Source organism: Rhizobium sp. GN54, assembly GCF_021026345.1.
GTDB lineage: Bacteria > Pseudomonadota > Alphaproteobacteria > Rhizobiales > Rhizobiaceae > Mycoplana.
Genome location: NZ_JAJNCZ010000005.1, coordinates 266,488 through 292,538 on the forward strand (window position 1 = coordinate 266,488; position 26,051 = coordinate 292,538).

24 protein-coding genes and 1 tRNA gene are annotated in these 26,051 nt (G+C 62.2%); 12 read left to right on the forward strand and 13 right to left on the reverse strand.

All coding sequences use genetic code 11. From position 1 onward, the window contains the following. The first annotated feature begins 10 nt into the window (after window positions 1-10). The 3 genes from LQK81_RS16140 (at window position 11) to LQK81_RS16150 (ending at window position 2,732) form a co-directional block, all read left to right on the forward strand. Window positions 11-86: transfer RNA gene (locus tag LQK81_RS16140), tRNA-Thr, on the forward strand. Between the two features lie 65 nt (window positions 87-151). Next, window positions 152-1,774 carry a tyrosine-type recombinase/integrase gene (locus LQK81_RS16145; protein ID WP_230807385.1) on the forward strand — a complete coding sequence of 541 codons (1,623 nt, stop codon included), beginning with the start codon at window positions 152-154 and terminating at the stop codon, window positions 1,772-1,774. 58 nt (window positions 1,775-1,832) lie between these two features. Further along, complete coding sequence (locus tag LQK81_RS16150) at window positions 1,833-2,732, forward strand: hypothetical protein (protein WP_230807386.1); 900 nt, start codon at window positions 1,833-1,835, stop codon at window positions 2,730-2,732. Window positions 2,733-2,923: 191 nt separating this feature from the next. On the opposite strand, the gene LQK81_RS16155 is transcribed toward LQK81_RS16150, so the two are convergent. The 5 genes from LQK81_RS16155 to LQK81_RS16175 form a co-directional block, all read right to left on the reverse strand. Then, window positions 2,924-3,556: a recombinase family protein gene (locus LQK81_RS16155; RefSeq protein ID WP_230807387.1), complete on the reverse strand. Its 633-nt coding sequence runs from the start codon at window positions 3,554-3,556 to the stop codon at window positions 2,924-2,926. A gap of 843 nt (window positions 3,557-4,399) precedes the next feature. Further along, window positions 4,400-4,816: a hypothetical protein gene (locus LQK81_RS16160; protein WP_230807388.1), complete on the reverse strand. Its 417-nt coding sequence runs from the start codon at window positions 4,814-4,816 to the stop codon at window positions 4,400-4,402. An 89-nt stretch (window positions 4,817-4,905) separates the two neighbouring features. Further along, the gene (locus tag LQK81_RS16165; protein WP_230807389.1) at window positions 4,906-5,604 is read right to left on the reverse strand and encodes a hypothetical protein; all 699 of its coding nucleotides are present in this window, start codon (window positions 5,602-5,604) and stop codon (window positions 4,906-4,908) included. A 382-nt stretch (window positions 5,605-5,986) separates the two neighbouring features. After that, window positions 5,987-7,156: an AI-2E family transporter gene (locus LQK81_RS16170; protein ID WP_442967146.1), complete on the reverse strand. Its 1,170-nt coding sequence runs from the start codon at window positions 7,154-7,156 to the stop codon at window positions 5,987-5,989. Between the two features lie 224 nt (window positions 7,157-7,380). After that, entirely contained in the window at window positions 7,381-7,806 is a 426-nt protein-coding gene (locus LQK81_RS16175) for a BA14K family protein (RefSeq protein WP_230807390.1), read from the reverse strand. Between the two features lie 240 nt (window positions 7,807-8,046). On the opposite strand from LQK81_RS16175, the gene LQK81_RS16180 reads away from it, so the two are divergent. Both LQK81_RS16180 and pgi read left to right on the forward strand, forming a co-directional pair. Further along, window positions 8,047-9,747: a long-chain-fatty-acid--CoA ligase gene (locus LQK81_RS16180; RefSeq protein ID WP_230807391.1), complete on the forward strand. Its 1,701-nt coding sequence runs from the start codon at window positions 8,047-8,049 to the stop codon at window positions 9,745-9,747. A gap of 143 nt (window positions 9,748-9,890) precedes the next feature. Beyond that, window positions 9,891-11,516 carry a glucose-6-phosphate isomerase gene (gene pgi, locus LQK81_RS16185; RefSeq protein ID WP_230807392.1) on the forward strand — a complete coding sequence of 542 codons (1,626 nt, stop codon included), beginning with the start codon at window positions 9,891-9,893 and terminating at the stop codon, window positions 11,514-11,516. A 166-nt stretch (window positions 11,517-11,682) separates the two neighbouring features. Here pgi and LQK81_RS16190 read toward each other — a convergent pair whose 3' ends face one another. From LQK81_RS16190 to LQK81_RS16200, 3 genes are all read right to left on the reverse strand, one after another. Then, a complete protein-coding gene (locus tag LQK81_RS16190; RefSeq protein WP_230807393.1) occupies window positions 11,683-12,609 on the reverse strand; it encodes a carbohydrate kinase family protein in 927 nt (308 codons plus the stop codon). Window positions 12,610-12,691: 82 nt separating this feature from the next. After that, a complete protein-coding gene (locus tag LQK81_RS16195) occupies window positions 12,692-13,390 on the reverse strand; it encodes an orotate phosphoribosyltransferase (RefSeq protein ID WP_230807394.1) in 699 nt (232 codons plus the stop codon). Window positions 13,391-13,531: 141 nt separating this feature from the next. Continuing rightward, window positions 13,532-13,972 carry a DoxX family protein gene (locus LQK81_RS16200; protein ID WP_230807395.1) on the reverse strand — a complete coding sequence of 147 codons (441 nt, stop codon included), beginning with the start codon at window positions 13,970-13,972 and terminating at the stop codon, window positions 13,532-13,534. A 255-nt stretch (window positions 13,973-14,227) separates the two neighbouring features. Here LQK81_RS16200 and LQK81_RS16205 point away from each other — a divergent pair, with 255 nt between their 5' ends. Both LQK81_RS16205 and LQK81_RS16210 read left to right on the forward strand, forming a co-directional pair. Further along, window positions 14,228-14,935: a Crp/Fnr family transcriptional regulator gene (locus LQK81_RS16205; protein ID WP_230807396.1), complete on the forward strand. Its 708-nt coding sequence runs from the start codon at window positions 14,228-14,230 to the stop codon at window positions 14,933-14,935. Window positions 14,936-15,152: 217 nt separating this feature from the next. After that, window positions 15,153-15,749, forward strand: a complete 597-nt coding sequence (locus LQK81_RS16210; RefSeq protein ID WP_230807397.1) for a sel1 repeat family protein — start codon at window positions 15,153-15,155, stop codon at window positions 15,747-15,749. Window positions 15,750-15,805: 56 nt separating this feature from the next. Here the strand turns inward: LQK81_RS16210 and LQK81_RS16215 are convergent, their stop codons facing one another. Further along, window positions 15,806-16,840 (reverse strand): proline racemase family protein, encoded by a 1,035-nt coding sequence (locus tag LQK81_RS16215; protein WP_230807398.1) that lies wholly within the window; start codon window positions 16,838-16,840, stop codon window positions 15,806-15,808. A 212-nt stretch (window positions 16,841-17,052) separates the two neighbouring features. Between LQK81_RS16215 and spdA the strand changes: the two genes are divergently transcribed. Together spdA and LQK81_RS16225 are read left to right on the forward strand one after the other, a co-directional pair. Beyond that, on the forward strand, window positions 17,053-17,856 hold the full coding sequence (gene spdA / locus LQK81_RS16220; protein ID WP_230807399.1) for a 2', 3'cyclic nucleotide phosphodiesterase SpdA: 804 nt from the start codon (window positions 17,053-17,055) through the stop codon (window positions 17,854-17,856). 106 nt (window positions 17,857-17,962) lie between these two features. Continuing rightward, window positions 17,963-18,598: a DUF1236 domain-containing protein gene (locus LQK81_RS16225; RefSeq protein ID WP_230807400.1), complete on the forward strand. Its 636-nt coding sequence runs from the start codon at window positions 17,963-17,965 to the stop codon at window positions 18,596-18,598. 64 nt (window positions 18,599-18,662) lie between these two features. Here LQK81_RS16225 and LQK81_RS16230 read toward each other — a convergent pair whose 3' ends face one another. Next, window positions 18,663-19,325 (reverse strand): phosphoribosyltransferase, encoded by a 663-nt coding sequence (locus LQK81_RS16230; protein WP_230807401.1) that lies wholly within the window; start codon window positions 19,323-19,325, stop codon window positions 18,663-18,665. Between the two features lie 232 nt (window positions 19,326-19,557). Here LQK81_RS16230 and LQK81_RS16235 point away from each other — a divergent pair, with 232 nt between their 5' ends. Next, window positions 19,558-21,906 (forward strand): methyl-accepting chemotaxis protein, encoded by a 2,349-nt coding sequence (locus tag LQK81_RS16235; protein WP_230807402.1) that lies wholly within the window; start codon window positions 19,558-19,560, stop codon window positions 21,904-21,906. Between the two features lie 59 nt (window positions 21,907-21,965). On the opposite strand, the gene LQK81_RS16240 is transcribed toward LQK81_RS16235, so the two are convergent. Beyond that, window positions 21,966-22,910, reverse strand: a complete 945-nt coding sequence (locus tag LQK81_RS16240) for a nucleoside hydrolase (protein ID WP_230807403.1) — start codon at window positions 22,908-22,910, stop codon at window positions 21,966-21,968. Window positions 22,911-23,092: 182 nt separating this feature from the next. Here LQK81_RS16240 and LQK81_RS16245 point away from each other — a divergent pair, with 182 nt between their 5' ends. Then, window positions 23,093-23,524, forward strand: a complete 432-nt coding sequence (locus tag LQK81_RS16245) for an Hsp20 family protein (RefSeq protein ID WP_230807404.1) — start codon at window positions 23,093-23,095, stop codon at window positions 23,522-23,524. Between the two features lie 138 nt (window positions 23,525-23,662). Then, complete coding sequence (locus LQK81_RS16250; RefSeq protein WP_230807405.1) at window positions 23,663-23,920, forward strand: DUF1150 family protein; 258 nt, start codon at window positions 23,663-23,665, stop codon at window positions 23,918-23,920. Between the two features lie 18 nt (window positions 23,921-23,938). Here LQK81_RS16250 and trmB read toward each other — a convergent pair whose 3' ends face one another. Next, window positions 23,939-24,640, reverse strand: a complete 702-nt coding sequence (trmB, locus tag LQK81_RS16255; RefSeq protein ID WP_230807406.1) for a tRNA (guanosine(46)-N7)-methyltransferase TrmB — start codon at window positions 24,638-24,640, stop codon at window positions 23,939-23,941. 83 nt (window positions 24,641-24,723) lie between these two features. After that, window positions 24,724-25,980 carry a methionine adenosyltransferase gene (metK, locus tag LQK81_RS16260; protein WP_230807407.1) on the reverse strand — a complete coding sequence of 419 codons (1,257 nt, stop codon included), beginning with the start codon at window positions 25,978-25,980 and terminating at the stop codon, window positions 24,724-24,726. Window positions 25,981-26,051 lie beyond the last annotated feature (71 nt).

Consider the following 26,051-nt stretch of genomic DNA (forward strand, 5'->3'; position numbering starts at 1 on the left):
CCGGAAGCGGGCCGCTTTAGCTCAGTCGGTAGAGCACATCATTCGTAATGATGGGGTCACGTGTTCGAGTCACGTAAGCGGCACCATTCTCTTTCAAATCAAGGACTTGAGTAGCGGTTTCCGAAGATGGGACATCCGACAAGGACATTCCATGCTCAATCCTGCCTACCTTGCCAAGTCCAAGAACGGCATTTTCTACCTCCGCTGGCCGATACCGAAGCAGCTTCATCCGCTTAGCAAGGCAACCACGCTCAAGCTGTCACTGCGGACCCGCAACCCGAAAAATGCATTGCGCTTATCCCGTCCGCTAATTCAGATAGGCGAGAGACTGAATCAGGACGGAATAGTTGGCTGCATGCGGTATGAAGCGCTGAGAGCCTTGCTTACAGAGCATTTTCGCAACCTGCTCGAACAGCAGAAGGCCGAGATACAAGCAGAGGGCAGGCTGTCCGCATTCCGCCGCGACGTGATTGCAGGAAGCAAATCCACCGCTGAATTGGCGCTTCAGGAAGACAAACCCCTTCAGTTCTGGGAACGCAATGACAACAAGTTGCTTTCGGCATTCATTGAAAAGTATGCAGCCGATGTCCCCGAAGGAAGCAAACAGTACGCATGGCTGCAAAGAGACATTAAAAGCGCGTACTTGAGCTATCTGGATGCCGTCCTCGCGTATGACGACTCCTTGGCCCGATTTAATTTGGAACCCCGTACCGGCATCAGTAGTCCACTGCCGTCACAGGGCTTAAAAGAGAAGGGGATGACCATAGCGGAGCTTGCGAGCAGCTACGTCAAAGAAAAGGAGCTTGGTGAGAATTGGGTCGCCCGCACCAAAATGGAGAAGGCCGACCACATAAAGCTACTGCAAGAGATTCTTGGCGAGCAGACAGATATACGATCGATTACGGCAAAAGAAACCAAGCAGGTTAAGGATACTCTAAAGGCATACCCAAAGAACCGCTCGAAGAACCGAGAGACTAGAGGCAAGCCTCTGGAAGCCGTTCTGAAAATGCAGGATGTAGAAAGAATTCAGCCGCCCACAATCAACAAGTATCTTCAGACTTACAACGACATGTTCGAATGGGCCAGACGAAACAGCCATGTAAATGCCAATCTCTTTTCAGGCTTGGCGATACGCCAGAACAGGAAGCGTTCCCAAATTGAACGCACCGCTTTCACGAATGAGCAAGTCCGTACGATTTTGAACACGGTTGTCGAAAATAGTGCTGGCCTAATCCGCAAAGAGTACCAAAAGTGGGGACCGCTTATCGGCTTGTATACCGGTGCACGCCTAAATGAGATTGCGCAGATCGATTTGACCGACATACGCCAACAGGATGGAGTCTGGTTGTTTGACCTGAACGATGATGGCGAGGGCAAGCAGTTGAAGACAGCAGCCGCGCGGCGTCTGGTACCTATTCACCACAGGCTGATAGAACTAGGGCTTCTGGAGCATGTAGCGGAACTCCGCAAACAGGGGAAGCACAAGCTATTTCCCGACTTTCCGAACTCCATCGAGCACGGTCGAGGACGCAACCTAGGCCGATGGTTCAATGAGAAGCTGTTGCCCGAGCTGAACATCAAGAGCAAAGAACTCGTCTTTCACAGCCTACGCCACACAGTGGTAACAAGACTGATGCAGGCGAACGTGCCGGAGCCAATTGTGAAAGCAATCGTCGGCCACCAACAGCAAGGCGTGACACAGCAGAACTATTTCAAGCAGGGCTACACGGTGCAGCAACTGGATTCCGCTCTACAGAAGCTGGACTTTCATTGATGCAAGCATGACAGGACCACACCCAAGCCGCCACTGACGACGCCTCACAGGGGGGAGCATGACATTAATTGTATTGGCACTTATCGGATGGGGACTCTACACGTTCTTCAAGTTCAACACGAAACGGGGAGCCGAGACAGTACGAGCGCATGTCTTCCTTGGCCGCATAGAGGCGGGCGAGCATGCTGAAACTGCCAACAATGCTGCACGTCTCGATGTCTTGAATGCGCCCACTTCGCTAATTCTAGAAGCCAAAGCCAGAATAGCGGAGCAATTCGACGGCAAGCAAGGACCGATGATTGCAAAATCATATGGACTGGGCATGACTCCCCAAATATCCCCGTGGCTTAGAACTTTGGCTGGCTTAGCAACTCCGGGCAGCCTCTCGCACAATGAAGTCGTAAACGGAATAGATGAAAAACCAGAATGGGTGACGGGATTTATTTCTTACTATGTGGCGAGTGAACTAACATATTCTCCACACAACAGTATGCCGCAGACTGTAAGGAGCCTCGTCACCGGGAGACTTGGCGCCCAAGAACAGCAGTCCTTGCTTGTATCCTTGGGCAACTACCTCGAACACCGAGAGAAGCGCCCTCGATCCCAACATGATGCTGCAATCGTTGTTTCCTCGGCTCAAGCGCTACTGAAAGAGGAGGTCACGAAAACGAGAACGCGCACGGGGATCGAAAGATACGTCCATGAGGTGCTGAAGGAAGAAGCCGGAGCAGAGCCAACATTTGAGCAAGTGAGAACTCAGGCAGATGAACTTATCTCGATGGCCTCAGAAGGCGTCTCCAATGGAAACAAGCTACGAGACATGATCTTAAAGCACAATATGGACACCCTTTGCCTCGCCACCAACAAGAAAACTGCGCGACAACTGGACGAAGAATTTTCATTGGCGTTCGAATCTCCGACATCGAGCTCGCCCGACTTCGCGCCCTTCAAACAGTAGGCTTCAGAGCGCCGAAGGGAGGCCGACGCGCAGCCTCCCGACCGCCGCCGCCGAACGCTGCTTTTTCAGTTTCGGCCACAGAGAGTCACTGGCGAGCGTTCGCCACCTTGCCTGACCCTTTGGCCGGACGGATCCGCAATCGTCGCCAGCAGGCTTCTGCGTCGATTTTGCACGCCATCGGCGGGAGCACATCACATCCTCCAGACGGCCAACGCTCTTTCGGCATCCTCCGGGGCGTTCCTTATCCGCAAAATCGTTTGCCGTGTGAGGTTTGTCATCCTGGCAATGGCTGATGCACCAACCCCCTCAGACAGCAATCTGACGACTAACGAATACTGGCTGCGATCATAGGTCGGCTTTCTACCCTTGTATTTCCCCCGATCCGCCATGGCATGATCAATGCCCGCCCGCTGAGCTTCCTTAGTCGCCTCAGCTTGAGCCTGAGCAGTCGCCGCCATGAATGCAATCAGTGCGTCACGTACCGCCTCTTGGATGGGGTCTCGCGTAGAGCCATCAAATGTCATGGCGTTTATAACGGTGCGCACAACTACCCCACGCCGCATAAACTCCCTGATGGCATCGCAAACGTCCCGGTAGTCTCTACCCAATCGATCTACCCAGCGGACAACCAACGTATCGCCTTGCCGAAGCAGATCATACAGACGCCTCCCCTCCGGCCTTTCTCTCAGTGCGCCTCCAATGCCAGTTTGTCCATGATCCGCAATAACCTGATCAATGCTGAAGCCGGCCTTACGAGCCTGCTGCTCCTGATGCTCAATTGTCTGATCAAGGGTTGATACACGTGCGTAGAGGATCGTAGCCATCATTCAATACCATGTCCGTTAGGGTCATGTACACTAATCTATCTGTACGTTGATTAATGTCAACCCTTACGTACACACTGAATGGACTACGCCGCCTTATCCTCTAAGGTATACCCTATCGGACGCTGCAATTGAACGACAGCAGCATGCTGTCGCTTTCCGTAGCGGCTCATTAAATAGCCCAATTAAAGCCATTCCATATATGGATGTAGGTTTTTAGACTACTTTGCATGAGATCATGATATCCCCGCCCCTCAATGCATCATTTTCATTGTATATTATTACAGACTACATGTACTATTTTATGTATACAATAAATTAACACTCTATGTATTATACCATTTTCATATTTGCTTATATATAGCGCATATAATGACTTAATATATATCTATATATTGCATCTTTATATATTATGCATCATCAGTTGTATAGGCTAGTTGTATATATGCCATACTATAACATAGTGATAAATATGTGTATTATACTATATATTATACTATTATTATCTACCAGCTATACACACTATGCGGCATATATATGTGATTTCTATCTTCGATAGATGGAACCGATACCCAAAGCATCGGATTGGCTTTTATTTCCGTATAGCGGCGAGGCACCTAGCAAGCGTACTGATTGGTACAACGATGCTCGGCAGCCTACCGGAGCTAGCCTTGCGCTCTACCCGAAAGCCCAAGCCTTGAGCTCTCTCCCAAGTGCCATACCCAATCTGCATACATCAATGTCAATGACCGGCAGGGGGGAATTGCAGGCTTCATCATCATTAAATAGCTCTACGAAAAATTTAGTGAGTTTAAGAATCGAGTACTCTCAGCGTCAGTGTACTCACCCACCGATAGAGGTCATCCACCCTTGCATCAGCCCCTTCATCTTCGCATCATATGCGTAGCTGAGGACCCAGGAAGTGATGCCGCCGAAGATGAACGTGCCGATCCATATAAGGACGGACTGAAGACGTGTCGGCATGCCGAGCATATCCCTTAGCCGGTCTTTTTCCGTTGCGGTCATTTGCGCAAGAAGAGCTCTGTCGGCCGATAGCCGGTCTCGCTCCCTGCCGATCTCAACGACCGATTTCTGTATGCTTGCCAGCTCCCGCTTATGCTCGTGAGCAGTCGCCTTGATGTCATCAATTGCAGACAAGGCTTCGAGCAGGTTCTCCCGTGCAGCCTCTATCTTTGCAAGGCGCTTATCTACGTCACCGACTTCTTTCTTTACGATGGCGTCGTACAGATCGACGCCCACGGTTACGCCTATAGAACCGGATAGGACCTTTAGCGCGACCCGCGCCAAGCGACTGGCGACAACTTCAAATTCAACGCTCACAACTCACCTCAAAACGGGATGTCTTCATCCAAGTCGCGGCTGAATGTTGGCTCAACCTTCTTCGGGCCCTCAATGCGCTTGCGCTCGATTGGAGGGGGCAATTTGATGTCGCCTTCAAGGTCTTTTGCGTGGCCGAGCAACTCATTGATCCGCTTGACGAGTTCGCTGAGAGGATTGAGGCTTTCCCCTACCTTTTTTGCGGCGTCCGCTGCGTCGATGATGAAAGCCATCGCATTGTCAAAGCGGGTGCGGCTACGGTCTACATCAGCCTCAAACACATTGAGCTTGGCATAGAGCGAATTGCGCTTGCGCTCTTCAATGTCGGCCTGTTGAATCACCCGACGGATGGCGGTGATGAGGCCGTGGATGCGTTCTTTCGTTGGTGCATCCAGTAGTACGGTGTAAACCTTGGCCGTGCGTGCTCGCTTGACTTGAGCTCGTATTACGTAGGCCTTAGTGAAGAGCTTAAAATCGCTGATCTCTTTGTAGGCGTCATTCCATTCAGGGATGCTCCAATTGCTGAACTCTACAATTCCAAGCGCACTGGCGGCAGAGAGAACATTGTTCATGAACTCGATACCGACTTGCCGCGTATCCTCGTTGTCCCCGTAGCTTTTCAGCTCATCCTGATACTGCTCGGTGAATTCCTCGATGTACTGAAGCAACGCTATTTCATCGTCGTCTGGCAAGTTCTCGAAATCGGGCACAATTTCTTTCCTTGTAGGGTTGGCAGACTATGCAACCAAAATAGTAATTGGTTTAGCGGCATACAATCGCCAATCCCACGATATCCCGTTCTTTATTCGTTCCCACAAGCGCAGGCCGCTGGCCCTGCTCTCACCATACCTATACGGCAATTCCCTATTGTACTGACCAGCGCTCTATGAGACTTAGTACAGACAAGGGGGACATAACGTCCCTCCCCCATACCTCGGCGCAAGCGAAATCAAATCCTTAGATGAGTGGTCAGCGCTCACGTAAGCGGCACCATTTTTCCCAATTCCAGAATTCTTGCACGCGCCATCGGCGCGGAGCGCGATGAGACGGTTCCGGCCCGCCCCGGCCACGAGGTGCCCCCTGCCCGGCAGGTTACTCCGCCGCGGTCTTCTCGGCCGCCTCCTCGATGACCGGCGGCTCCTCGGTCATCTCGACCTCGCGGACCCATTCGCGCCAGATGGCGACGAGGAGCGCCATCAGCACCGGACCGATGAACAGGCCGAGGAAGCCCATGGTCTTCACCCCGCCGATGAGGCCGAAGAAGGTGGGCAGGAACGGCAGCTTGATCGGCCCGCCGACCAGCTTCGGGCGCAGCGTCTTGTCGACGATGAAGAGCTCGATCGAGCCCCAGAGGAAGAGGGCGATGCCGGCGACGGCCGATCCGCTGGCGACGAGGTATATCGACACCAGCGTGAAGGCGAGCGGCGCACCGCCCGGAAAGAGCGCCATCAGTCCCGTCAGCACGCCGAGGGTGACGGCGGAGGGAACACCGGCGACCCAGTAGGCGATGCCCAGCACGATGCCCTCGCCGATCGCGATCAGCGTCATGCCGGTGACGGTGGAGCTGATCGTGGCGGGGACGATGCGCGAGATCCGCTCCCAGCGCATCGGCAGGATGCGCTCGCCGATGCTGTCCACCTGCGACAGGAAGGTCTCGCCGTCGCGATAGATGAAGAAGAGCGCGATCAGCATGAACAGCATCGTCAGGAGCAGATGGAAGGCGGCGCCGCCGGCAGCCAGAGCGACGCGATAGATGTTGGCGATATTGGCGCCGCTGATGATCTGCGTCACTTCGCCGATCGCGCCGGGATGGTCGAGAAGCTGGGTCCAGCGATTGGCCATCCATTCGCCGACGATCGGCAGCGCGCGGATCCATTCCGGCACCGGGGCGCCGGTCTTATTGGTCGCCACGGCCCAGCCGATCCACTCGCGCACCTCCTGGAAAGCGTAGGTGACGGCGAACATGATCGGCACGATGATGAAGGCGAGGATCAGCAGGATCGCGATCGCGGCCGCGAGCGTGCGCTGGCCGTTGAGCGCCCGCCGCAGCCGACAGAACAGCGGCCAGCTTGCCGTGGCGATCACCAGCGCGGCAAGGACCGGCACGACGAAACCGTGGAAGAAATAGACGCCGGCGACGATGACGAGGAACAGCAGCCACCGCGCGGCGGAGATCGAGGAGATCAGGGCGACGCCACTCGTCCGCGCGGCTCCCAGCAGGCGCGGTTCATGGCGGGTGTTGCGCAGTTCGGGCTGGTGCACCGTATTCCTCCTGTTCGATGCGGCTCCGCACGTGACGCAATTCGGGGCGCTTTGCCTCATATGGTGATACCAGTGTCTGATGTCACGGCAAAGAAAACCTTGACGGTGCGACATTTTTTTGCCCCCGCCGCGATCCAAAGCATGTCGGGCAAAGTGTGCAGCGGTTTTGCGACGACGACATGCGTAAAATCAAAGGACTAAAATCTGAAAGATCGCGACGCGATCTAGCGCGGCAGGCAGGGTCGGCGCGGCCCGCTCAGGGGCTGGTAGCTGTTGTCCGAACCCCGGTAGCTCCGGTAGCGGTTGGCGCACCATTGCTGCGGGGTCATCCCATAGACCGGCGCGCCGGGCCCGACGGTGACGTCGCCGAGCATCTCGCCGGTGCCGAAGGCCCATCGCGGATACCAGTAGCCGTTGCGATGGCGATAGTAGCCGTCGCGGTAGGTCGAGGCGCCGCGAAGGCCACGGTAGGTCGGAGCGCCGCGCAAACGATCGACGGGATCACGGCGAAGCCCGAGCGCATCCACCGGGTCCTGGCCAACCACGACCGGGCCGTGGCGAGGGCGCAGGGCATCGATGGCAGGCGCGGGCGCGGCAGCCAGGAAGGCCAGCAGAAGCGTCGAAACCATCCGGCCGGTATGTCTGGCCATCCTGTCGCCTCCTTCCGGCATCCGGCTTTTCCGGCATTCTCCCACGGAACCGACCGGCTTGCCAGCAGGCGGCGGAGACGGGCCGTTTGCTTATTGACGTTTACGTCAAGGTTATATAGCGATTGTGCTTGAAGCCGTGGAACAAAGGCATCATGCTGCCGCACCGAGAGGTTGGAGGACCTGCCGGTTGCGCTTATACGGCAGCAACGCGACCGGATATACGAGGGAGGATCGGCATACATGGCAGCAACCGTTCAGGATCGGACCGGACCCTCTTCGGACAGGATCTGGCTCGCCTCCTATCCGCCCGGTACTCCTGCCGAGATCCCGCCGCTGGCTTATGAATCGATCGGCGACGCACTCGTCCACTATTGCCGCCTATATGCCGATCGCCCGGCCTTCATCAGCATGGGCAAGGCCCTGAGCTTCCGGGAACTGGAGGCACAATCGGCGCGGATCGGCGCCTGGCTGCAGTCGCGCGGCCTGGCCAAGGGCGGCCGCGTTGCGGTGATGATGCCCAACATCCTGCAGAATCCGGTCACGGTCTACGGCATCCTGCGCGCCGGGTTCACCGTCGTGAACGTCAATCCGCTCTATACGCCGCGCGAACTGGAGCACCAGCTCAACGATTCCGGCGCGAAGGTGCTGTTCGTGCTGGAGAATTTCGCCCACACCGTCCAGCAGGCGATCGGCAGGACCGGGGTGAAGGACGTCGTCGTCTGCAGCATGGGCGACATGCTCGGCCTCAAGGGCCTCGTGGTCAACCTGATCGTGCGCAAGGTGAAGAAGCTCGTGCCGGCCTGGTCGCTGCCGGGTCACCACCCGTTCTCGTCGGTGATGGCCAAGGCGGCCGGCCTGCCCCTCGGCGCGGCGAAGGTCGCACGCACCGACATCGCCTTCCTGCAATATACCGGCGGCACCACGGGCGTTTCCAAGGGTGCGATGCTGACGCATGCGAACCTGCTTTCCAACATGGAGCAGATGGGCCTCTGGCTGGAGACCGCCTTCCTCGGCAAGCAGAGACCGGAGCGGCTGGTCTTCCTCTGCGCCCTGCCGCTCTACCACATCTTCGCCCTGACGGTGAATTCGCTCGCAGGGCTTCTCACCGGCGCCACCAACATCCTGATCGCAAATCCGCGCGACATCCCCGCTCTCGTCAAGGACATGGCGACCTATCGCGTCAACGTCTTTCCCGGCCTCAACACGCTGTTCAACGCGTTGATGAACAATCCGGAATTCCAGAAGATCGACTTTTCGAACCTGGCGCTGACCTTCGGCGGCGGCATGTCCGTGCAGCGCCCCGTGGCGGAGCGCTGGCACAAGATGACCGGCTGCCCGATCGCGGAAGGATACGGCCTCTCGGAGACCTCGCCGGTGGCGACGGCGAACCGGCTGGACGCGAGCGAATTCACCGGCACGATCGGCATGCCGATCCCCTCCACCGACGTGGATATCCGCGACGACGACGATCGTTCGCTGCCGGTCGGCGACGTCGGCGAGATCTGCATCCGCGGCCCGCAGGTGATGGCCGGCTACTGGCAGCGCCCCGACGAGACCGCCCGCGTGATGACCGCCGATGGCTTCTTCCGCACGGGCGACATCGGCTTCATGGACGAGCGGGGGCTGATCAAGATCGTCGACCGCAAGAAGGACATGATCCTCGTCTCCGGCTTCAACGTCTTCCCCAACGAGGTGGAGGAGGTGGCGATGACCATGCCCGGCGTCCTCGAATGCGCCGCGATCGGCATCCCGGACGAACATTCCGGCGAGGCGGTCAAGCTCTTCGTCGTGCGCAGGGACCCCGACCTCACCGAGGCGGCGGTGAAGGCATACTGTGCCGGCAACCTGACCAACTACAAGCGCCCGCGTTTCATCGAATTCCGCAACGAACTGCCGAAATCCAATGTCGGCAAGATCCTGCGGCGCGAGCTGCGCAGCTGACAGAGATGACGGCACATAAATCGATTTAAAAACCAGCCTGAAATGCGGTCGCTTTCGCCTGAAAGCGACTTGGCGCCCTTGATTCGGGTCATGCAAACCGCCTAGGTATCGCACCAGCCATGTTGCGATGCAGGGAGACTGTCATGAACGCGCTCGTCGAAACGCTGAAAGCCACCGCGAAGGACACCAACGCCACGGACATCCGTGCCGCCTTCGCCGCAGATCCGCAACGCTTCGCCCGTTTCAGCGTGACGCTGGACGACTTCCTGTTCGACTTTTCCAAATGCGCGGTCAACGCCCGCGTGCTCGACGGGCTCGAGGCGCTGGCGAACGAAGCGGGCGTGGAGAAGAAGCGCGACGCCATGTTCGCCGGCGAAAAGATCAACATCACGGAAGAGCGCGCGGTGCTGCACACCGCCCTTCGCAACCGCTCGAACACGCCGGTGCTGGTGGATGGACGCGACGTGATGGCGGACGTGAACGGCGTGCTCGACGCCATGGGCGCCTTTTCCGACGGCATCCGCTCGGGCAGGCTTGCGGGTGCTACCGGCAAGAAGATCACCGACGTCGTCAATATCGGCATCGGCGGCTCCGATCTCGGACCGGTGATGGCGACGCTGGCGCTTGCCCCCTACCACGACGGGCCGCGCCTGCATTTCGTCTCCAACATCGACGGCGCGCATATCGCCGATACGCTGAAGCTGCTGGAGGCGGAGACGACGCTCTTCATCGTCGCCTCGAAGACCTTCACCACGATCGAGACCATGACCAATGCCGCAACCGCGCGCGCCTTCATCGCCGGCAAGCTCGGCGAGGCCGCCGTCGGCCACCACTTCTGTGCCGTCTCCACCGCGCTCGACAAGGTGGCCGCCTTCGGCATCGCCGCGGAACGGGTGTTCGGCTTCTGGGACTGGGTCGGCGGGCGCTATTCGCTCTGGTCGGCCATCGGCCTGCCGCTGATGATCGCCATCGGCAAGGAGAAGTTCGGCGAGTTCCTCGCCGGCGGACATGCGATCGACAACCACTTCCGCGCGGCGCCGTTCCGCCAGAACATCCCGATGCTGCTCGGCCTGATCGGCTACTACAACCGCAACGTCCTCGGCTATCCCTCGCGGGCGATCCTGCCCTACGACCAGCGGCTGTCGCGCTTCCCGGCCTACCTGCAGCAGCTCGACATGGAATCGAACGGCAAGTCGGTGACGATGGACAGCGCGCCGGTCGAAGGCAAGACCGGGCCGGTGGTCTGGGGCGAACCCGGCACCAATGGCCAGCACGCCTTCTACCAGCTGATCCACCAGGGCACGGACGTCATCCCGGCCGAGTTCATGATCGCCGCCAACGGCCACGAGAAGAACCTGCGCCACCAGCACGAACTGCTGATCGCCAACTGCCTGGCGCAGTCGGAGGCGCTGATGAAGGGACGCACGCTCGACGAAGCCAAGGCGCAGCTGACCTCCAAGGGCATGGACGCGGTAAAGGCCGACAGGATTGCACCGCACCGTGTCTTCTCGGGCAACCGGCCGTCGATCACGATGGTCTATGACGAACTCACCCCGTTTTCGCTCGGCCGCCTGATCGCCCTCTACGAACACCGCGTCTTCGTCGAGGGGGCGCTGTTCAACATCAACTCGTTCGACCAGTGGGGCGTGGAGCTCGGCAAGGAACTGGCGACGGGGCTGCTGCCGGTAGTGGAAGGCAAGGAGAGTGCGGCCGGTCACGATTCGTCCACCGCCGGGCTGGTCGCAGCGCTACTGAAGGCGGCGAAGTAAGCCGCGCTTGCGTAAGAGCTGCCCCTCATCCGCCTGCCGGCACCTTCTCCCCGCAAGCGGGGAGAAGGTGGTTGCCGCAGCGTCTCAGTCCCGTCGCCCCGCTTGCGGGGAGAGGGTGAGGGTGAGGGGCCATTTGCATGGCAGGAAACGAGCGCAAACCTGGTGATTACAGGCCGATTTCGCGGGCCCAGGGCGGGTTGGCGCCGGCGCGGGAGACGGTGACGGCGGCCGCCTTTGCGGCCAGGGTCAGGGCGTCGCGCAGGCCAGCCTCACCGAGCGAGGCGACCTTCTCCTTCGTCAGGAGATCGTTGCGCTTCAGCGACGCCAGCACGCCGGCGTCGAAGGTGTCGCCGGCGCCGATCGTATCCACGACGGCGACCCTTTCGCCTGTAACGGAAACCTTGAAGTCCTTCGTATAGCCGTCGGCGCCGTCGGCGCCCTTGGTGATGACCACGACCTTGGGGCCGCGCTCCAGCCATTGCGCGGCGAGTTCGTCATGGCTGCCGTGCATGCCGAACCATTCCAGGTCCTCGTCGGAGAACTTGATGATGTCGGAGCGGGCGGCCATGCGCTCGATGCGCGCCCGGTGGGCCGGCCCGTCCTTGATGAAGCCGGGGCGGATGTTGGGATCGAGCGAGATGACGCGCTTTTCGTGCTCGCGCATGAGCAGCGCCTCGTAGGTCGAGCCGCAGGGCTCGGGGATCAGGCTGATCGCGCCGAAGTGCAGCGCCTCGCAATCGTCGCCGAGAACCGGCAGGTTTTCCGTGCCGATCATGCGCCCCGCCGTGTTCTCGTCGTAGAAGGCATAGGTCGCCTGACCATCGACCAGCTTGACGAAGGCGACCGTGGTCGGGCGGGAGAGAATGGCACAGGGGCTGTCGTCGACATGGCTTGCGGCAAGCGCCTGGCGCAGCACGTCGCCGAGCATGTCATCCGACAGGCCGGTGAAGAAGGCGGACGGCACGCCGAGACGGCCGAGCGCGATCGCCGTGTTGAAGATCGCCCCGCCCGCATAGGGCGCGTAGGCATCCTCGCCGAGCGTCGAGGTGCGCGGCAGCATGTCGATCAGCGCTTCGCCACAACACAGGATCATGAACTCATCCTCCAACGATTTTTCAATCGATTTAATGGACGGCGCCGAAAAACGCCAGCAGCTTTTGTCCTGAAGGCCCGGCTCAGGACGTCGGCAGCGCGCTCACCCCGCCGTGGTCGGCCGACCACAGGAGCGGCGCATTGAGGAAGGCCTCGACGGAGGCGAGCGTCGCCTCGTCGAAGAGTTTCTGCGCGCGGGCGACGGCGAGCACGCTGCGCCAGGTCGAGACGTGGTGAAGCCTGACCTTGCCGTTGGCGAAACGCGCCTCCGCCTCGGTGAAGATGCCGTAGTAGAACAGCGCCATGCCGTGATCGACGACGCCGCCGGCCTCGCGGACGGCGTCGATGAAGGTGAACATCGAACCGCCGGCGGTGGTCAGGTCCTCGATGACGAGCACGCGCGCGCCCTCGGGCATCACGCCCTCGATCTGCGCATTGCGGCCGTGGCCCTTCGGCTTCTTGCGGACATAGATCATCGGCAGCCCGAGCCGGTCGGCCAGAAGGGCTGCGAACGGGATCCCGGCCGTCTCGCCGCCGGCGATCATGTCGAACTGCTCGAAGCCGGCGTCACGCAGGAGCGTTGCAGCGGCGAAGTCCATCACGGCCGAGCGGATCCGGGGGTAGGACAAGAGCTTGCGGCAATCGATATAGACCGGGCTCGCCATGCCGGATGCCAGCTTGTAGGGCTCTTCGGGCCGGAAATGGACTGCCTTGATTTCCCACAGCATGCGGGCCAGCAGTTCCGCCATGGTGTCGCGATCCGGAAACGAGTTGGAAAACATGGAACCTCTCCTTCGGCGTTTTTGAGCGCATAGCAGCTAGTGGCCCGCGATGCCAGACGAACCGGCAGGCGACCGCGCCGAAGGGCGCAAAAAAGCCTCCCCGGCGGGACCGGGGAGGCTCGTTCAGGAAAGCCGGGATGCTCAGGCGACGAGGGGGGCCGCACCGCGGCGGGCGTCGACCGAGATCGAGCCGGGGCCGAAGGCTGCGAGGACGAGGAAACCGCCGGCAATCGTCAGGTTCTTCATCATCATCAGGCCGTTGAACATGGTCAGCAGGCCATTTGCGCCTTCCGGGAAATCAGGAACATTGATCGGGCCGCTATGGAAGACCAGTGCGGTGAACACGCAGAAGAGGGCGAGGAGATAGGCGGCGATCTTCGTCTGGAAGCCGACGAGGATGAACAGGCCGGCAACGAGTTCGAACAGGCCGGTGAGGTAGGCGAGCGCCGTCGCGGCGGGCAGGCCGGCACCGGCGATCATCCCGGCGGTGCCCGACGGGTCGAGCAGCTTGGGATAACCGGCGAGGATGAACATGGCGGAAAGGAGAATGCGTCCGACGAGGACGACGACGTTCTGAGGCATGGCAGGCTCCGGCAGTTGGGTTTCGTTGCAGGAATTCTTACCAGATCATTGCGTTTACACTAGACCGCCACAACGTGGACACATCGTTCAACATTTCAGAACGACTCGGCGCGCGGCTCGCGAGAAACCATAGATCGCCGCACCCGACTTGTCTTGCGGAGTTTTCTGTTGCAAGCAGCAGCCGAGTGCGGGAAGAATTGCGCGCCAATGTAGGGGGACCACCGGGATTTCGCCCGGCAACCGGGGACGTCGCACATGAACGAGGTCACGAGAAGCACTGCATTCTGGCGTTCGTTTCCGATCTTCGAAGGTTTCAACAAGGAAACGATCGCCGACCTCGCCACGATTGCGAACTATCGCAAGTGGAAGGCGGGGACCGTGCTGTTCCAGCGCGGCGACGAGGGAACCTACCTGATCGTGGTCATCTCCGGCCGCATCAAGATCTCGCTTCTGACGCCGCAGGGCAAGGAACTGACGCTCAGGCATCTGGAGGCCGGCTCGATCTTCGGCGAACTGGCGATCCTCGATGGGCAGCCGCGTTCGGCGGACGCCACGGCCATGATCGCGACCGAGGGATACGTGATCAGCAAGCGCGATTTCCTCGAAGTGCTGACCCGCAACGCGCAATCCTACCAGTCGATCATCCACTATCTCTGCACCAAGCTGCGCGAGACGACCGAGCAACTGGAAACGATCGCGCTCTACGACCTGGATTCGCGCGTGGCGCGCTTCTTCCTCGCCATGCTGCGCAACATCCACGGCAACGAGCTGCCGGAAAGCGCCAATCTCCAGCTCGCGCTCAGCCAGACGGATATCGCCAGCATCGTCGGCGCGAGCAGGCCCAAGATCAACCGCTCGATCCTCACGCTGGAGGACGTCGGCGCCATCCGCCGCAACACGGACGGCATCATCTTCTGCCATACCGGCAGGCTGCTTTCGGTGGCCGAGCCGGAAGACGAGTAGCGGCGGCGCCCCTGGGCCCGCGATCTGTCGGCGACGCCCTGCTCGCGCGGCCGCGGTAGCGCTCGATTTCATCTTCGGCAGCAACTGCGACCCGGCCGACCTGACTTCCTGCATGATGAACCTCTTCGCCCTGTGACAAGGATATGGGCCTGTCCCCTCGGGAACAAACTCGCGCTTAAGCGACGTTTATCCTGCGCACAGGTAAGGGAGACGGATCTTGCGTAGCACCAGAACGAGAACGGCCGGGATTGTTTTCTTCATCGCGACAACGTTGATCGCGACGGTACCTGCCGGTGCATCCGGGCTCTCGATCGAAGACCAATGCGATGCCGCCGCCGCGAGCCGGCACGACAGCAGCCGCAATCCGGCCTTCCCGACGGTCGAGGACGGCCAGATCGCAATCGGCGTGGCGCTCTCGGCCTGCCGCGAAGCCTACAATGCCGGCGGCGGCACCCGCATCGCCTTCCAGCTCGCCCGCGCACTGGAGCAGGGCGGCCAGGGGCTTGCGGCGGAGAACCTCTACCGCGAAGCGGCCGAAGGCGGCCACACGGTCGCCATGGTGCGCTACGGGCAGCTTCTGCAGAAGAAGGGCGAACTTGCCGCAGCCCATGCACTCTACCGGCGATCGGCGGAGGCCGGCGACCGGCTCGGTGCCTATGCGCTGGGGATGTCCTATCGCGACGGGATCGGCACGGCTGTGGATGCGGGCAAGGCTGCCCAGTGGCTCGACGCGGCCGCCGCCGGCGGCTACGAGATCGCCGCCCTCGTCGCCGATTTCCCGCAAGCGGACGCGCCGGCCGACGGCGCACATTGAAAGGGCCAGTGACACGGGGACGTTGACCCCCATGCGGCGGCGGCCCTCGCCCGGCGTCAGCCGATCTCGCCGGCCTGCGGGCCCCAGGTGTCGGTCATGGCGAAACCGTTCGCCAGCGGGTCTGTGGGGTCCAGCGCCACCTGATGCAGCCCGAACGTCCAGCCGCGGCCGGTGATCGTCGGGATGATGGCCTTGCGGCCGGCCACCTCTGTCTCCGCCTCCAGGCCCACCTCGAACTGCGAGCCGATGATGGAGCGGGAGCGGAAGGTGTCGCCCACCTTGACCTTCCCGCGCGCGTGCAGCGTTGCGAGATTGGCGGAATTGCCGGTGCCGCAGGGGGAACGGTCGATTCGGCCGGGCCACATCGTGGTCGCCGTGCGGATCGTCCCATCCGCCTCGCGCTCGCGGAACATCACATAGGCGATGCCGCTGATCTCCGGGATCTCAGGATGGACGACCGGCATGGCCTTGTTGATCAGGTCCTTCAGCGCCATGCCGGCATCGACCAGCTTGCGCGCATTGGCCTTCTCGATCGTCGTGCCGATCTGCTCGACGTCGACCAGCGCATAGAAGATGCCGCCATAGCTGATGTCGAAGCGGATCCGCCCCCAGTCGGGCGTATCGATTTCGGCATCGAGTTCCTGGACGAAGGACGGCACCATGGTGAGCCTGACCTTCTCGCAGCGACCGTCGCGGCAGGTCGCCGTCGCCTTGACGAGACCGGCGGCGGTGTCGAGCACGACCACCGTTTCCGGCTCCTTCATCTCCACGATGCCGCTCTCGAGCAGCGCCGTCGTGACGCAGATCGAGTTTGAGCCGGAGGAGGCATGGGCCTGGTCGGCCTGGAGGATGATGAAGCCCGCATCGGCCTCGGGGCGTTTGGCCGGCAGAAGCAGGTTCACCGAACCCGTCGCGGCGGCGCGCGGCTCCAGGCAGAGAAACCGGCGCAGGCTGTCGTCCACGGTGTTGATGTGGTTGAGCTGTTCGGCGATCGAATTGCCGGGGATCTTCGGCACCCCGCCGATCGCGACCTTGCCGATCTCGCCCTCGCAATGAACGTCCAGAAGCTGGATCGTGCGTTTCCATCTCATCGCGCCACTCCACTCGCTCTTGTCCCGCGCCGCCGCTGCAGCACGGTCGATCGCCATCCTGCTACATCACGGCGGGGCGCAATCCAACTGCTTTCATCGCCTGCACCGCTCAGTCCCCCGATCGCCCCATCGATGCCCGGTCACCCTGAGGGCTTGACCGCTGCATCGCCGCCGGAGACATTTCGCCGCCACCTTTCCTCACGGACCTTTTCATGACCAAGCTCATCGTCTTCACCGACCTGCACATGACGCCCGAAGGCACGACCATCATCGGCCTCGACCCGTTCGAACGGTTGCGCAAGGGCATCGACCATGTGAACCGCCATCATGCGGATGCCGACCGGGTGATCTTCACCGGTGACCTCACCCACCGTGCCGATACGGCCTCCTACCACAGGCTCAAGACGCTCCTGTCGACGCTCGTGCCGCCGGCCGCGATCACGATCGGCAACCACGACCATCGCGAGCGCTTCCTGGACATCTTCGATCACGTCACCCCCGACATGGACGGCTTCGTGCAGCAGGCGATAGACTTCGACGACTGCCGGGTGCTGCTGCTCGACACGCTGTTCGCCCCGCCTTACGACTATCCGGCCAGCCACGCCGGACTGCTCTGCGACCGGCGCCTCGCCTGGCTGGACCAGAGGCTCGCGGAATCCAGGGCGCCGGTCCTGCTCTTCATGCACCACCCGCCGCATCGTACCGGCTTCACCGGCATGGACTCGATCCGCCTGACGAACGAGGCGGCGTTCTACGAGGTGGCGTTGCGCCACGGAAACGTCCGCCACATCTTCGCCGGGCACGTCCACCGCACGATCGGCGGCTCGCATCGCGGCATTCCCTTCTCCATCTTCAAGAGCCCGGTGCACCAGCAGCCCATGCCCTTCGACACCCCCAACCCCTCGCTTTCGGTGGACGAACCGGGCGCTTACGGCATCGTCGTGCTGACGCCCGAGGGCCTGCAGGTCCACACGGAGGACTTTGAAATCGCGCGGCGCGACAGCGTGATCGCGTAACAGTTCGTTACCTGGCCTCCTTTCTGTCACCGGGAACCGTAAGCGCCGCGGCACGTTCTGTTCGGCGAAGGGACGCGCAGATCCAGGTAATTGGAAGGAGATACCCATGTACAAGATCCTGATGACGGGCGTTGCGCTCGCGATCGCCGGCGCCTCGATGGCCCACGCGGAAGAGCGCAAGGAAAACCCGGGCGCGGCAGCAGCAACCGGCGGTGCAGCCGGCGCCCTGACGGGCGCGCTGGTCGGCGGTCCGGTTGGCGCCGCGATCGGCGGGGTCGCCGGTGCGACGCTCGGTGCCGCTTCGGCCGTTCCGGAGGAAACCCGCGTCTATGTGATGGAGAACCCGGTGGAGCCTGTCGTGCTCGACGGGCCGGTGACGACCGAGACGCGCCTGCGCGACGACGTCGTGCTGACGCCGATCCCCGACCAGCCTGACTTCTCCTACGTCTATGTCGAGAACCGACCGGTGATCGTACGGACCGACGACCGCCAGGTGGTCTATGTGGACGAAGTGCAGACCGGCAGCGTCGCTCCGCCGATCCCCGAGACGACGATCACCTACATCGAGCGTCACCCGGTCGGCCCGGTGGTTCTCGAAGGACCGGTCGCAGCCGGCACTGTCGTCCCCGAGGACGTCGACATCGTCGCAGTCCCGGAAAGCCCGGATTACGGCTATATCTATGTGGAAGACCGTCCGGTGCTGGTCGACCGCGGCAGCCGCCAGATCCTCTGGGTGCGCTAAGCCCAGGTCGACCCGACCTGACGAACGGCCCGCACGTTGCGGGCCGTTTTCCGTGGCGGTAGTTCTATCGCTGATCGGTCGTGGTCCGCGCCATGAGATCGATCACCTCCCGGTCGGAAACCTGCTCGAAATCGCGATAGTGGCAACTGACGGCGCGGAAGTCGGCCGGTTGCCTGAGACAGGCGATACGGTCGGCCGAGCGCGCCAGCAGCCGGAGGGTCTCCGGCGGACCGACCGGCACGGCCAGGGTGATGGAGGCAACCGCCTGCAGCCGCAGCGCCTTCAGCGCCGCCGCCAGCGTCGCGCCGGTCGCAACGCCATCGTCGACGACGATGACATCACGGCCCACAAGCGGAACCTCCGGCCTGTCGCCCCGATACGTCCGGCGCTGGCGCTCGATCTCCGCCCGCTGCCTGGCCGCCTCGGCGTCGATATAGGCAACCGTGGCACCGCTCAAGCCGACGAATTCCTCGTTCAGGACCACCTGCGGCTCGCCACATCCGGCGATCGCCCCGATCGCGACCTCGGGGTTTGACGGCGCGCCGATCTTGCGCACGAACAGGAGGTCCAGTTCCGCGCCGAGCGCGGCTGCGATCTCGGCGGCGACGGCGACGCCGCCACGCGGGATGGCGAGGACGACCGGCTGCCCGATCCTCTCGCCGGCAAGCAACGAGGCCAGTTTTCGCCCCGCATCCGGGCGGTCCTCGAACGGCTGTCCATCTGGCATTTCTGCCCTCCCGGAAGGAGGCGCTAGGCTGAAAATCGAGCCGCATCATATCAAGTTCATTAATGACTTGCAGATATTTGAAGTGCTTGGACGGACAACTGGCGAAACGTCAGTTACGCCCCCCCGGGAGCCGGTCGGCCTGTCCCGTTCTCCATGATGGAGCCATCCCCATTTCGATTGCGTCCCACCGCCGCGCACCCGCGCGGCGAACGTCTCAGCTCGTGAGGATTTCATGTTCAACATACGGCCCAAGTCGCTCGCGACGAAGCTGATCGCGGTCACCGGCGGAACCATCGCCGTCGTCCTGCTTGCATCGAATTTCATCCTGATCTCGCAGTCGAAGGATCGCGTCGAAGCGCTGATCCTCAACGAGGCCAACAGCGAGGCACGCGCCATCTCCGAGGACGTCGCCGGCGCCATCGGGGAACTGGCAAGCGCTGCCCGCTCGAACGCAGGCATCATCGCCAAGGGACACGAGGGCCAGTATCTCGACCGCAAGGCGGTCATCGACATGCTGCGGGTCGGTGTCGAGGCGAACGACTTCGCCTTCGGCAGCTGGTACGCTGCGGAAAAGGACACCTTCGATGGCAAGGCGTCCGAATATGCAGGAAACAAGGACTTCGCCGGCAGCAAGGACGGCACCTTCAACCCCTACTGGACGAAGAACAAGGAGGGCGGCCTGACCTTCTCGACCTTCGAGTCCGACTACGAAGGCGGCTGGTACGCGCTCGCGGCCAAGAGCGGCAAGGGCGCCATGAGCCCGCCCTATACCGAGAGCACGACCGGCGACAACGTCTCGATGGCGTCCATCGCCTATCCGGTTCTGTCCAACGGCAAGCTGATCGGTGTCAGCGGCGTCGACGTCCGCCTTTCGACGCTGGCCGAGCGCGTCTCCGCGCTGCGCCCCTTCGGCTCCGGCCGCGTTCTCGTCCTGACACAGACGGGCAAGTGGCTCGTCCCGCCCCAGCCGGACCTTCTGATGAAGGACTATGACGGCGCCGGCAGCGACATCGTCAAGGAGGCCCTCGGTGCGCAAAAGCCGGGCTTCATCGACAATCTGTCCCTCGACGGCCAGGAGCCGTTCGATCGCGTCGTCTATCCGGTCGAATTGCCCGGCGTGAACACCACCTGGGCCGTCCTCGTGGACATCCCGCATTCGGCGGTCGCTGCACCGGTGCGCGCCCAGACCGTCATGATGGTTCTCGGCGGCGCGATCGTGCTCGGCGTCGTCCTGCTCGGCCTGTGGCTCGCCGTCCGCCGCTTCGTGCAGAAGCCGCTCGCCAGCCTTGTTGCCGACGTCGACAGGCTGGGCCACGGGGAATACGCCGAACCCGTCCGTGGCCAGGAGCGCACGGACGAGACCGGCGCGGTGGCAAAAGCGCTCGACGGTTTCCGCCACCAGCTCGCCGACACCAGACGCCTCGAGGCGGATGCGGAGAACCAGCGGCAGATGACCGAGAGCGAACGCAGCCGGGCCGAATCGGAGCGCCAGGCCTCCGGCGCCCTGCAGCGCGACATCGTCTCGCGGCTCGCCGAAGGACTTTCGCGGCTCTCCGCCGGCGAACTGTCCTTCCGCCTCTCCGGCGACTTTCCGGGCGAATACGAAAAGCTCAAGAGCGACTTCAACTCCGCCATGGGCAGCCTCGAGGAGACGATCGGCACCGTCAACGCGTCGGTCGCCAATATCGGCAACGGCACCAACGAGATCTCCAACGGCGCCGCCGACCTGTCGCATCGCACCGAGCAGCAGGCCGCAAGCCTGGAAGAAACGGCAGCCGCCCTCGACCAGTTGACCTCCCAGGTCAATTCCAGCGCCGAGAACGCCCGCGTCGCCGCCCAGTCGGTCGCCTCGGCCAGCGAAGACGCCGGCCGTTCGGGCGAGGTCGTCCAAAAGGCCATCACGGCCATGAAGGGCATCGAAACGTCCTCCGGCGAGATCTCCAACATCATCGGCGTGATCGACGAGATCGCCTTCCAGACCAACCTTCTGGCGCTGAACGCCGGCGTCGAGGCGGCGCGGGCGGGCGAGGCCGGCAAGGGCTTCGCCGTCGTCGCCCAGGAAGTGCGGGAACTGGCACAGCGCTCGGCGAATGCCGCCAAGGAGATCAAGACCCTCATCAACGCCTCGGAAACGCAGGTGCGCGAGGGCGTCGATCTCGTCGGCCGGACCGGCAATGCACTGGAGAAGATCGCCCAGCAGGTCATGCAGATCAACGACCTGATCCGACAGATCTCGTCGTCTGCCTCCGAGCAGGCGGTCGGATTGAAGGAGATCAACTCGGCCGTCAACCAGATGGACCAGGTGACCCAGCAGAATGCGGCGATGGTGGAGGAAACGACCGCCGCCAGCGTCGCGCTGAACGAGGAGGCGCGCACGCTGCAGTCGCTCGTCGCCCGCTTCCGCACCGGGCGGGCTCAGGAACCGGCCGTCGCGCGGCCGGCACAACGTCAAGCACAGGCGGCGGCACCTGCCGCAGCGGCGCCCCGCGCGGCTGCCTACCGTCCTGCTTCTCCTTCCCGCGCGGTCCCGCAGGTCGCCGGCAATACGGCCCTTGCACAGGACGCCTGGGAAGAGTTCTGAGCCCGGAACGGAGCATAGGACAAGCGAACGGCGCCGCCCCTGCGGCGCCGTTTTCCGTATCAGAGACGCGCCACGCGCTCCGTCAGCAGGTCGAAGAAGCCGTCTGCGTCAACCTCGCGCATGACCGTCGCATTTTGAGGTCGGCCGGTGACGTTCCACCAGTCCACGACGGTCATGCCCGTTGTCAGCGGCGATGCCGTCTCGATTTCGACATTGCAGGCGCGGCCGGCGAACAGTTCCGGTCGCAGCAGATAGGCGATCACGGTCGGATCGTGCAGCGGCCCGCCGTCGGAACCGTACTTCTCGACGTCGAAGCGCTCGAAGAATTCCAGCATGGCGACGAGGGCGCGGGCGGGCGGCGTGCCGATCGCGCGCAGCTTCTCCACCCGGCTTCGATGGGTGAGGACCTTGTGGGTAACATCGAGCGGCATCATGACGATCGGGACGCCGGAGCGGAACACCGCATCGGCCGCCTCCGGGTCGACATAGACGTTGAACTCCGCGGCCGGCGTGATGTTGCCGCCCTCGAAGAAGCCTCCGCCCATCATGACGATCCCGGCGATGCGGCCTGCCAGGTCCGGCGCCTTCTCCAGGGCGAGCGCGACGTTGGTTAGGGGGCCGAGCGTGCACAGCGTCACCGAACCGGGCGGCTCGCTGCGGATCGTCTCGACGATGAAATCCACCGCGTGCATGTCCTGCAGCACCATGGTCGGCTCTTCGAGGTCCGGGCCGTCGAGGCCGGTCTTGCCGTGGACGTGTTCGGCGGTGACGAGGGGACGGCGGAGCGGCGCGTCGGCGCCCGCGAAGACCTTGACGTCCGTCCGCCCGCAGAGTTCGCAGAGGATGCGGGCATTGCGCGCGGTCAGGCTCAGGGGAACGTTGCCGGCGACGGTGGTGATGCCCAGCACCTCCAATTCATCGACGCTGCCGAAGGCCAGCATGATCGCTGCGGCGTCGTCCTGGCCCGGGTCGGTGTCGATGATGATCTTTCTGGGTTGCGACATGGGCCTTCACATCTCCGAATCGTGTTGTCGCGCCGGCAGAACGCGGCGAAACGGCGACTATATTTGCCGGACGTCACTTCGCAAGCGTCTTGCACGGGTGCAGCGCAACACCCATATTGGCTCATGCAGGGATGCCGAATGCGGGTCCCGCAACAAGTCGCTTGAAACCAAGGACTAACGACATGAGCCGGATTACGCCTTTCGCCAGCCCACTCCTTCTCGGCTTCGACGCCATGGAGAAAACCCTCGAGCGGATCGCCAAGGGCAATGACGGCTACCCGCCCTACAACATCGAACGCATTCGCGCCGATGGCGCTTCCGGCTCCCCGGAACGGCTCCGCATCACACTCGCGGTGGCCGGGTTTTCGGAAGAGGAGCTCGAGGTGACGACGGAGGAGAACCAGCTGATCGTGCGCGGTCGCCAGACCGACACGGATGAGCGGGACTACCTCTACCGGGGCATTGCCGCGCGGCAGTTCCAGCGCATGTTCGTCCTTGCCGACGGCATGCGGGTGCTGGGCGCCGAGCTTCGCAACGGCCTTCTCGCCATCGACCTTGCCCGGCCCGAACCTGAACGCATGGTAAGGAAAATTAACATTTCCGTACCAGACTAGGCCAAGTGCCGTTCCTGCGGGAACACCCGCCGGAGCTTCACCCACATACGGATATTTTCCGGATGCACCGACGGGTCATATCGACAGCGGGCATCCGGCAGGCCGGTAACCAATCCGGCATATTGCCAGGAGGCAAACATGGGACTGAAAGCCATCACCCCTCAAGTCACCAAGGCGGACCTCGCCCATCTGGGCGCGGGCGAAGTGGGCTATATCCGCAAGATGCGCGCCGACGAGGTTTCGCGCTGCTTCCCGGAAGCGCCGGATATCGATCCCAGCCTCGACCTCTGGGCGCTCTTCGGTGCCGACGGCACGCCCATTCTTCTGACGGACAACCGTTCCAGCACCTTCTACAAGGCGGCCGAGGACGAACTCCGCACCGTCAGCCTGCACTGACCGAGAACCCTGGCGGGCTCAGGCCCGCCTGAAGGTCAGATAGGCCGAGCTGCGACCTTCGCGCCTGGCCTTGGCCTCGTAGCGCGTGCCCGGCCAGCCGGCGAAAGGCGTCAGCCAGTCGGCGGCATTGTCGGCGGTCCATTCGAATGCGGGGTGGGCCGCGCAATGGCCCAGCGTCCAGTTGACGTAGGTGTCGATGTCGGACGCGAAGCAGAAGAGCCCGCCGGGCTTGAGCACCCTTGCAAAACGATCGAGGCTGGTCGCCGATACGAAGCGACGTTTCCAGTGCTTCTTCTTCGGCCACGGATCGGGATAGAGCAGGTCGATCTGGTCAATGGAGGCCGGCGGCAGCCAGTCCAGAACCTGCATCGCATCATTGTCGTAAAGGCGGATGTTGCGCGCACCGGTCTCCTCGATCCGCCCCACGAGCTTCGCCATGGAATTGACGAAGGGCTCCACGCCGATGAAGCCGGTCTGCGGGTTCTCGAGCGCACGATGGATCAGGTGCTCGCCGCCGCCGAAACCGATCTCCAACCGGATCCGCTGCGTGTCGACGGAAAAGAGGCCGGCGAGCCTTTCCGGCGCCGGCTGCGACAGGTCGAGAGCCAGCGTCGGCAGAACCTCGTCGAGCCGGCGCGCCTGGGCCTCGCGAAGCGGCTTGCCCTTGCGGCGTCCGAAAAAGGCTTCCGTGGCGCGGGTCGGGTGCGGCAGTTCTGTCATGGCGGGTCTCTCACGATAAAAGCGGGCGTCTCCCTTGGGAGGCACCCGCTTTACAGTCTTCGAACAGGGTCCGTAAAGGCCGATCAGGCCGCCTTGGCCGTCTCCGCCTTCAGCGCTTCCTTCAGCGGCTTGACGAGATCGAGCTTCTCCCAGGAGAACGAACCGTCGCGACCGGCCTTGCGGCCGAAATGACCGTAGGCCGAGGTCTTGGAATAGATCGGTCGGTTCAGGTCGAGGTGACGGCGAATCCCGGAGGGCGACAGGTCCATGACCTTGCGGATCGCGGCCTCGACCTCGTCCTCGGTCACCTTGCCGGTGCCGTGAAGGTCGACATAGATCGACAGCGGCTGGGCCACGCCGATGGCATAGGACAGCTGGATCGTGCAGCGGTCGGCAAGGCTCGCCGCGACGACGTTCTTGGCCAGGTAACGTGCGGCATAGGCGGCCGAACGGTCGACCTTGGTCGTGTCCTTGCCCGAGAAGGCACCGCCGCCATGGGGAGCGGCACCGCCATAGGTGTCGACGATGATCTTGCGGCCGGTCAGGCCGGCATCGCCGTCCGGGCCGCCGATGACGAACTTGCCCGTGGGATTGATGTACCAGTTGCAGTCGCCGGCGATCTTGATGTCGGCCAGCGCCTCGCGAATATAGGGCTCGACCACCTCGCGAACCTTCCTGGAATCCCAGCTGCCGTCGAGATGCTGGGTGGAAAGCACGATCGAGGTGACCTCGGCGGGCTTGCCGTCGACATATTTCACCGTCACCTGGCTCTTGGCGTCGGGGCCGAGCTTGGCGACTTCGCCATTGCCGCTCTTGCGGGCGTCGGCGAGCAGTTGCAGGATACGGTGGGAGTAGTAGATCGGCGCCGGCATGAGTTCCGCCGTCTCGCGGCAGGCATAGCCGAACATGATGCCCTGGTCGCCCGCGCCCTCGTCGCCCTGCTGGTCGGCGGCGCTGTCGACGCCCTGCGCGATGTCGGCAGACTGGGCATGCAGCAGCACGTCGATCTTGGCGCTCTTCCAGTGGAAGCCGCTCTGCTCGTAGCCGATGTCGCGGATCGCCTTGCGCGCCGCGGACTTGAACTTCGAGGGGTTGATGACGTCGTTGCCGTCCTTGTCCTTCTTCAGAAGGCTCGGCGGCAGGCGCACCTCACCGGCGATCACGACGCGGTTGGTGGTCGCCAGCGTCTCGCAGGCGATCCGAACCGTCCAGGGATCGTACTTGGTCTTGGCGGCCTCGCGGTAGACCAGATCGACGATCTCGTCGGAAATGCGATCGCAAACCTTGTCGGGATGCCCTTCGGCCACGGACTCGCTGGTGAAGAGATAATTGCTGCGCATACGGGATTCCCCTCAATGAAGATGGTTCCGTATTAGTCAGTTCGGCGCCGAAAAACAAGCGCAGAACGACA

What these genes read in the sequence shown, in the direction of transcription:
- LQK81_RS16180 (WP_230807391.1), top strand. Translation starts at nt 8,047, where the DNA reads ATGGCAGCAACCGTTCAGGATCGGACCGGACCCTCTTCGGACAGGATC.
- LQK81_RS16235 (WP_230807402.1), top strand. Translation starts at nt 19,558, where the DNA reads ATGTTCAACATACGGCCCAAGTCGCTCGCGACGAAGCTGATCGCGGTC.
- LQK81_RS16190 (WP_230807393.1), bottom strand. Translation starts at nt 12,609, where the DNA reads ATGATCCTGTGTTGTGGCGAAGCGCTGATCGACATGCTGCCGCGCACC.
- LQK81_RS16150 (WP_230807386.1), top strand. Translation starts at nt 1,833, where the DNA reads ATGACATTAATTGTATTGGCACTTATCGGATGGGGACTCTACACGTTC.
- trmB (WP_230807406.1), bottom strand. Translation starts at nt 24,640, where the DNA reads ATGACAGAACTGCCGCACCCGACCCGCGCCACGGAAGCCTTTTTCGGA.
- LQK81_RS16205 (WP_230807396.1), top strand. Translation starts at nt 14,228, where the DNA reads ATGAACGAGGTCACGAGAAGCACTGCATTCTGGCGTTCGTTTCCGATC.
- LQK81_RS16175 (WP_230807390.1), bottom strand. Translation starts at nt 7,806, where the DNA reads ATGGCCAGACATACCGGCCGGATGGTTTCGACGCTTCTGCTGGCCTTC.
- pgi (WP_230807392.1), top strand. Translation starts at nt 9,891, where the DNA reads ATGAACGCGCTCGTCGAAACGCTGAAAGCCACCGCGAAGGACACCAAC.
- LQK81_RS16230 (WP_230807401.1), bottom strand. Translation starts at nt 19,325, where the DNA reads ATGCCAGATGGACAGCCGTTCGAGGACCGCCCGGATGCGGGGCGAAAA.
- LQK81_RS16245 (WP_230807404.1), top strand. Translation starts at nt 23,093, where the DNA reads ATGAGCCGGATTACGCCTTTCGCCAGCCCACTCCTTCTCGGCTTCGAC.
- LQK81_RS16240 (WP_230807403.1), bottom strand. Translation starts at nt 22,910, where the DNA reads ATGTCGCAACCCAGAAAGATCATCATCGACACCGACCCGGGCCAGGAC.
- spdA (WP_230807399.1), top strand. Translation starts at nt 17,053, where the DNA reads ATGACCAAGCTCATCGTCTTCACCGACCTGCACATGACGCCCGAAGGC.
- LQK81_RS16250 (WP_230807405.1), top strand. Translation starts at nt 23,663, where the DNA reads ATGGGACTGAAAGCCATCACCCCTCAAGTCACCAAGGCGGACCTCGCC.
- LQK81_RS16225 (WP_230807400.1), top strand. Translation starts at nt 17,963, where the DNA reads ATGTACAAGATCCTGATGACGGGCGTTGCGCTCGCGATCGCCGGCGCC.
- LQK81_RS16195 (WP_230807394.1), bottom strand. Translation starts at nt 13,390, where the DNA reads ATGTTTTCCAACTCGTTTCCGGATCGCGACACCATGGCGGAACTGCTG.
- metK (WP_230807407.1), bottom strand. Translation starts at nt 25,980, where the DNA reads ATGCGCAGCAATTATCTCTTCACCAGCGAGTCCGTGGCCGAAGGGCAT.
- LQK81_RS16200 (WP_230807395.1), bottom strand. Translation starts at nt 13,972, where the DNA reads ATGCCTCAGAACGTCGTCGTCCTCGTCGGACGCATTCTCCTTTCCGCC.
- LQK81_RS16145 (WP_230807385.1), top strand. Translation starts at nt 152, where the DNA reads ATGCTCAATCCTGCCTACCTTGCCAAGTCCAAGAACGGCATTTTCTAC.
- LQK81_RS16215 (WP_230807398.1), bottom strand. Translation starts at nt 16,840, where the DNA reads ATGAGATGGAAACGCACGATCCAGCTTCTGGACGTTCATTGCGAGGGC.
- LQK81_RS16155 (WP_230807387.1), bottom strand. Translation starts at nt 3,556, where the DNA reads ATGGCTACGATCCTCTACGCACGTGTATCAACCCTTGATCAGACAATT.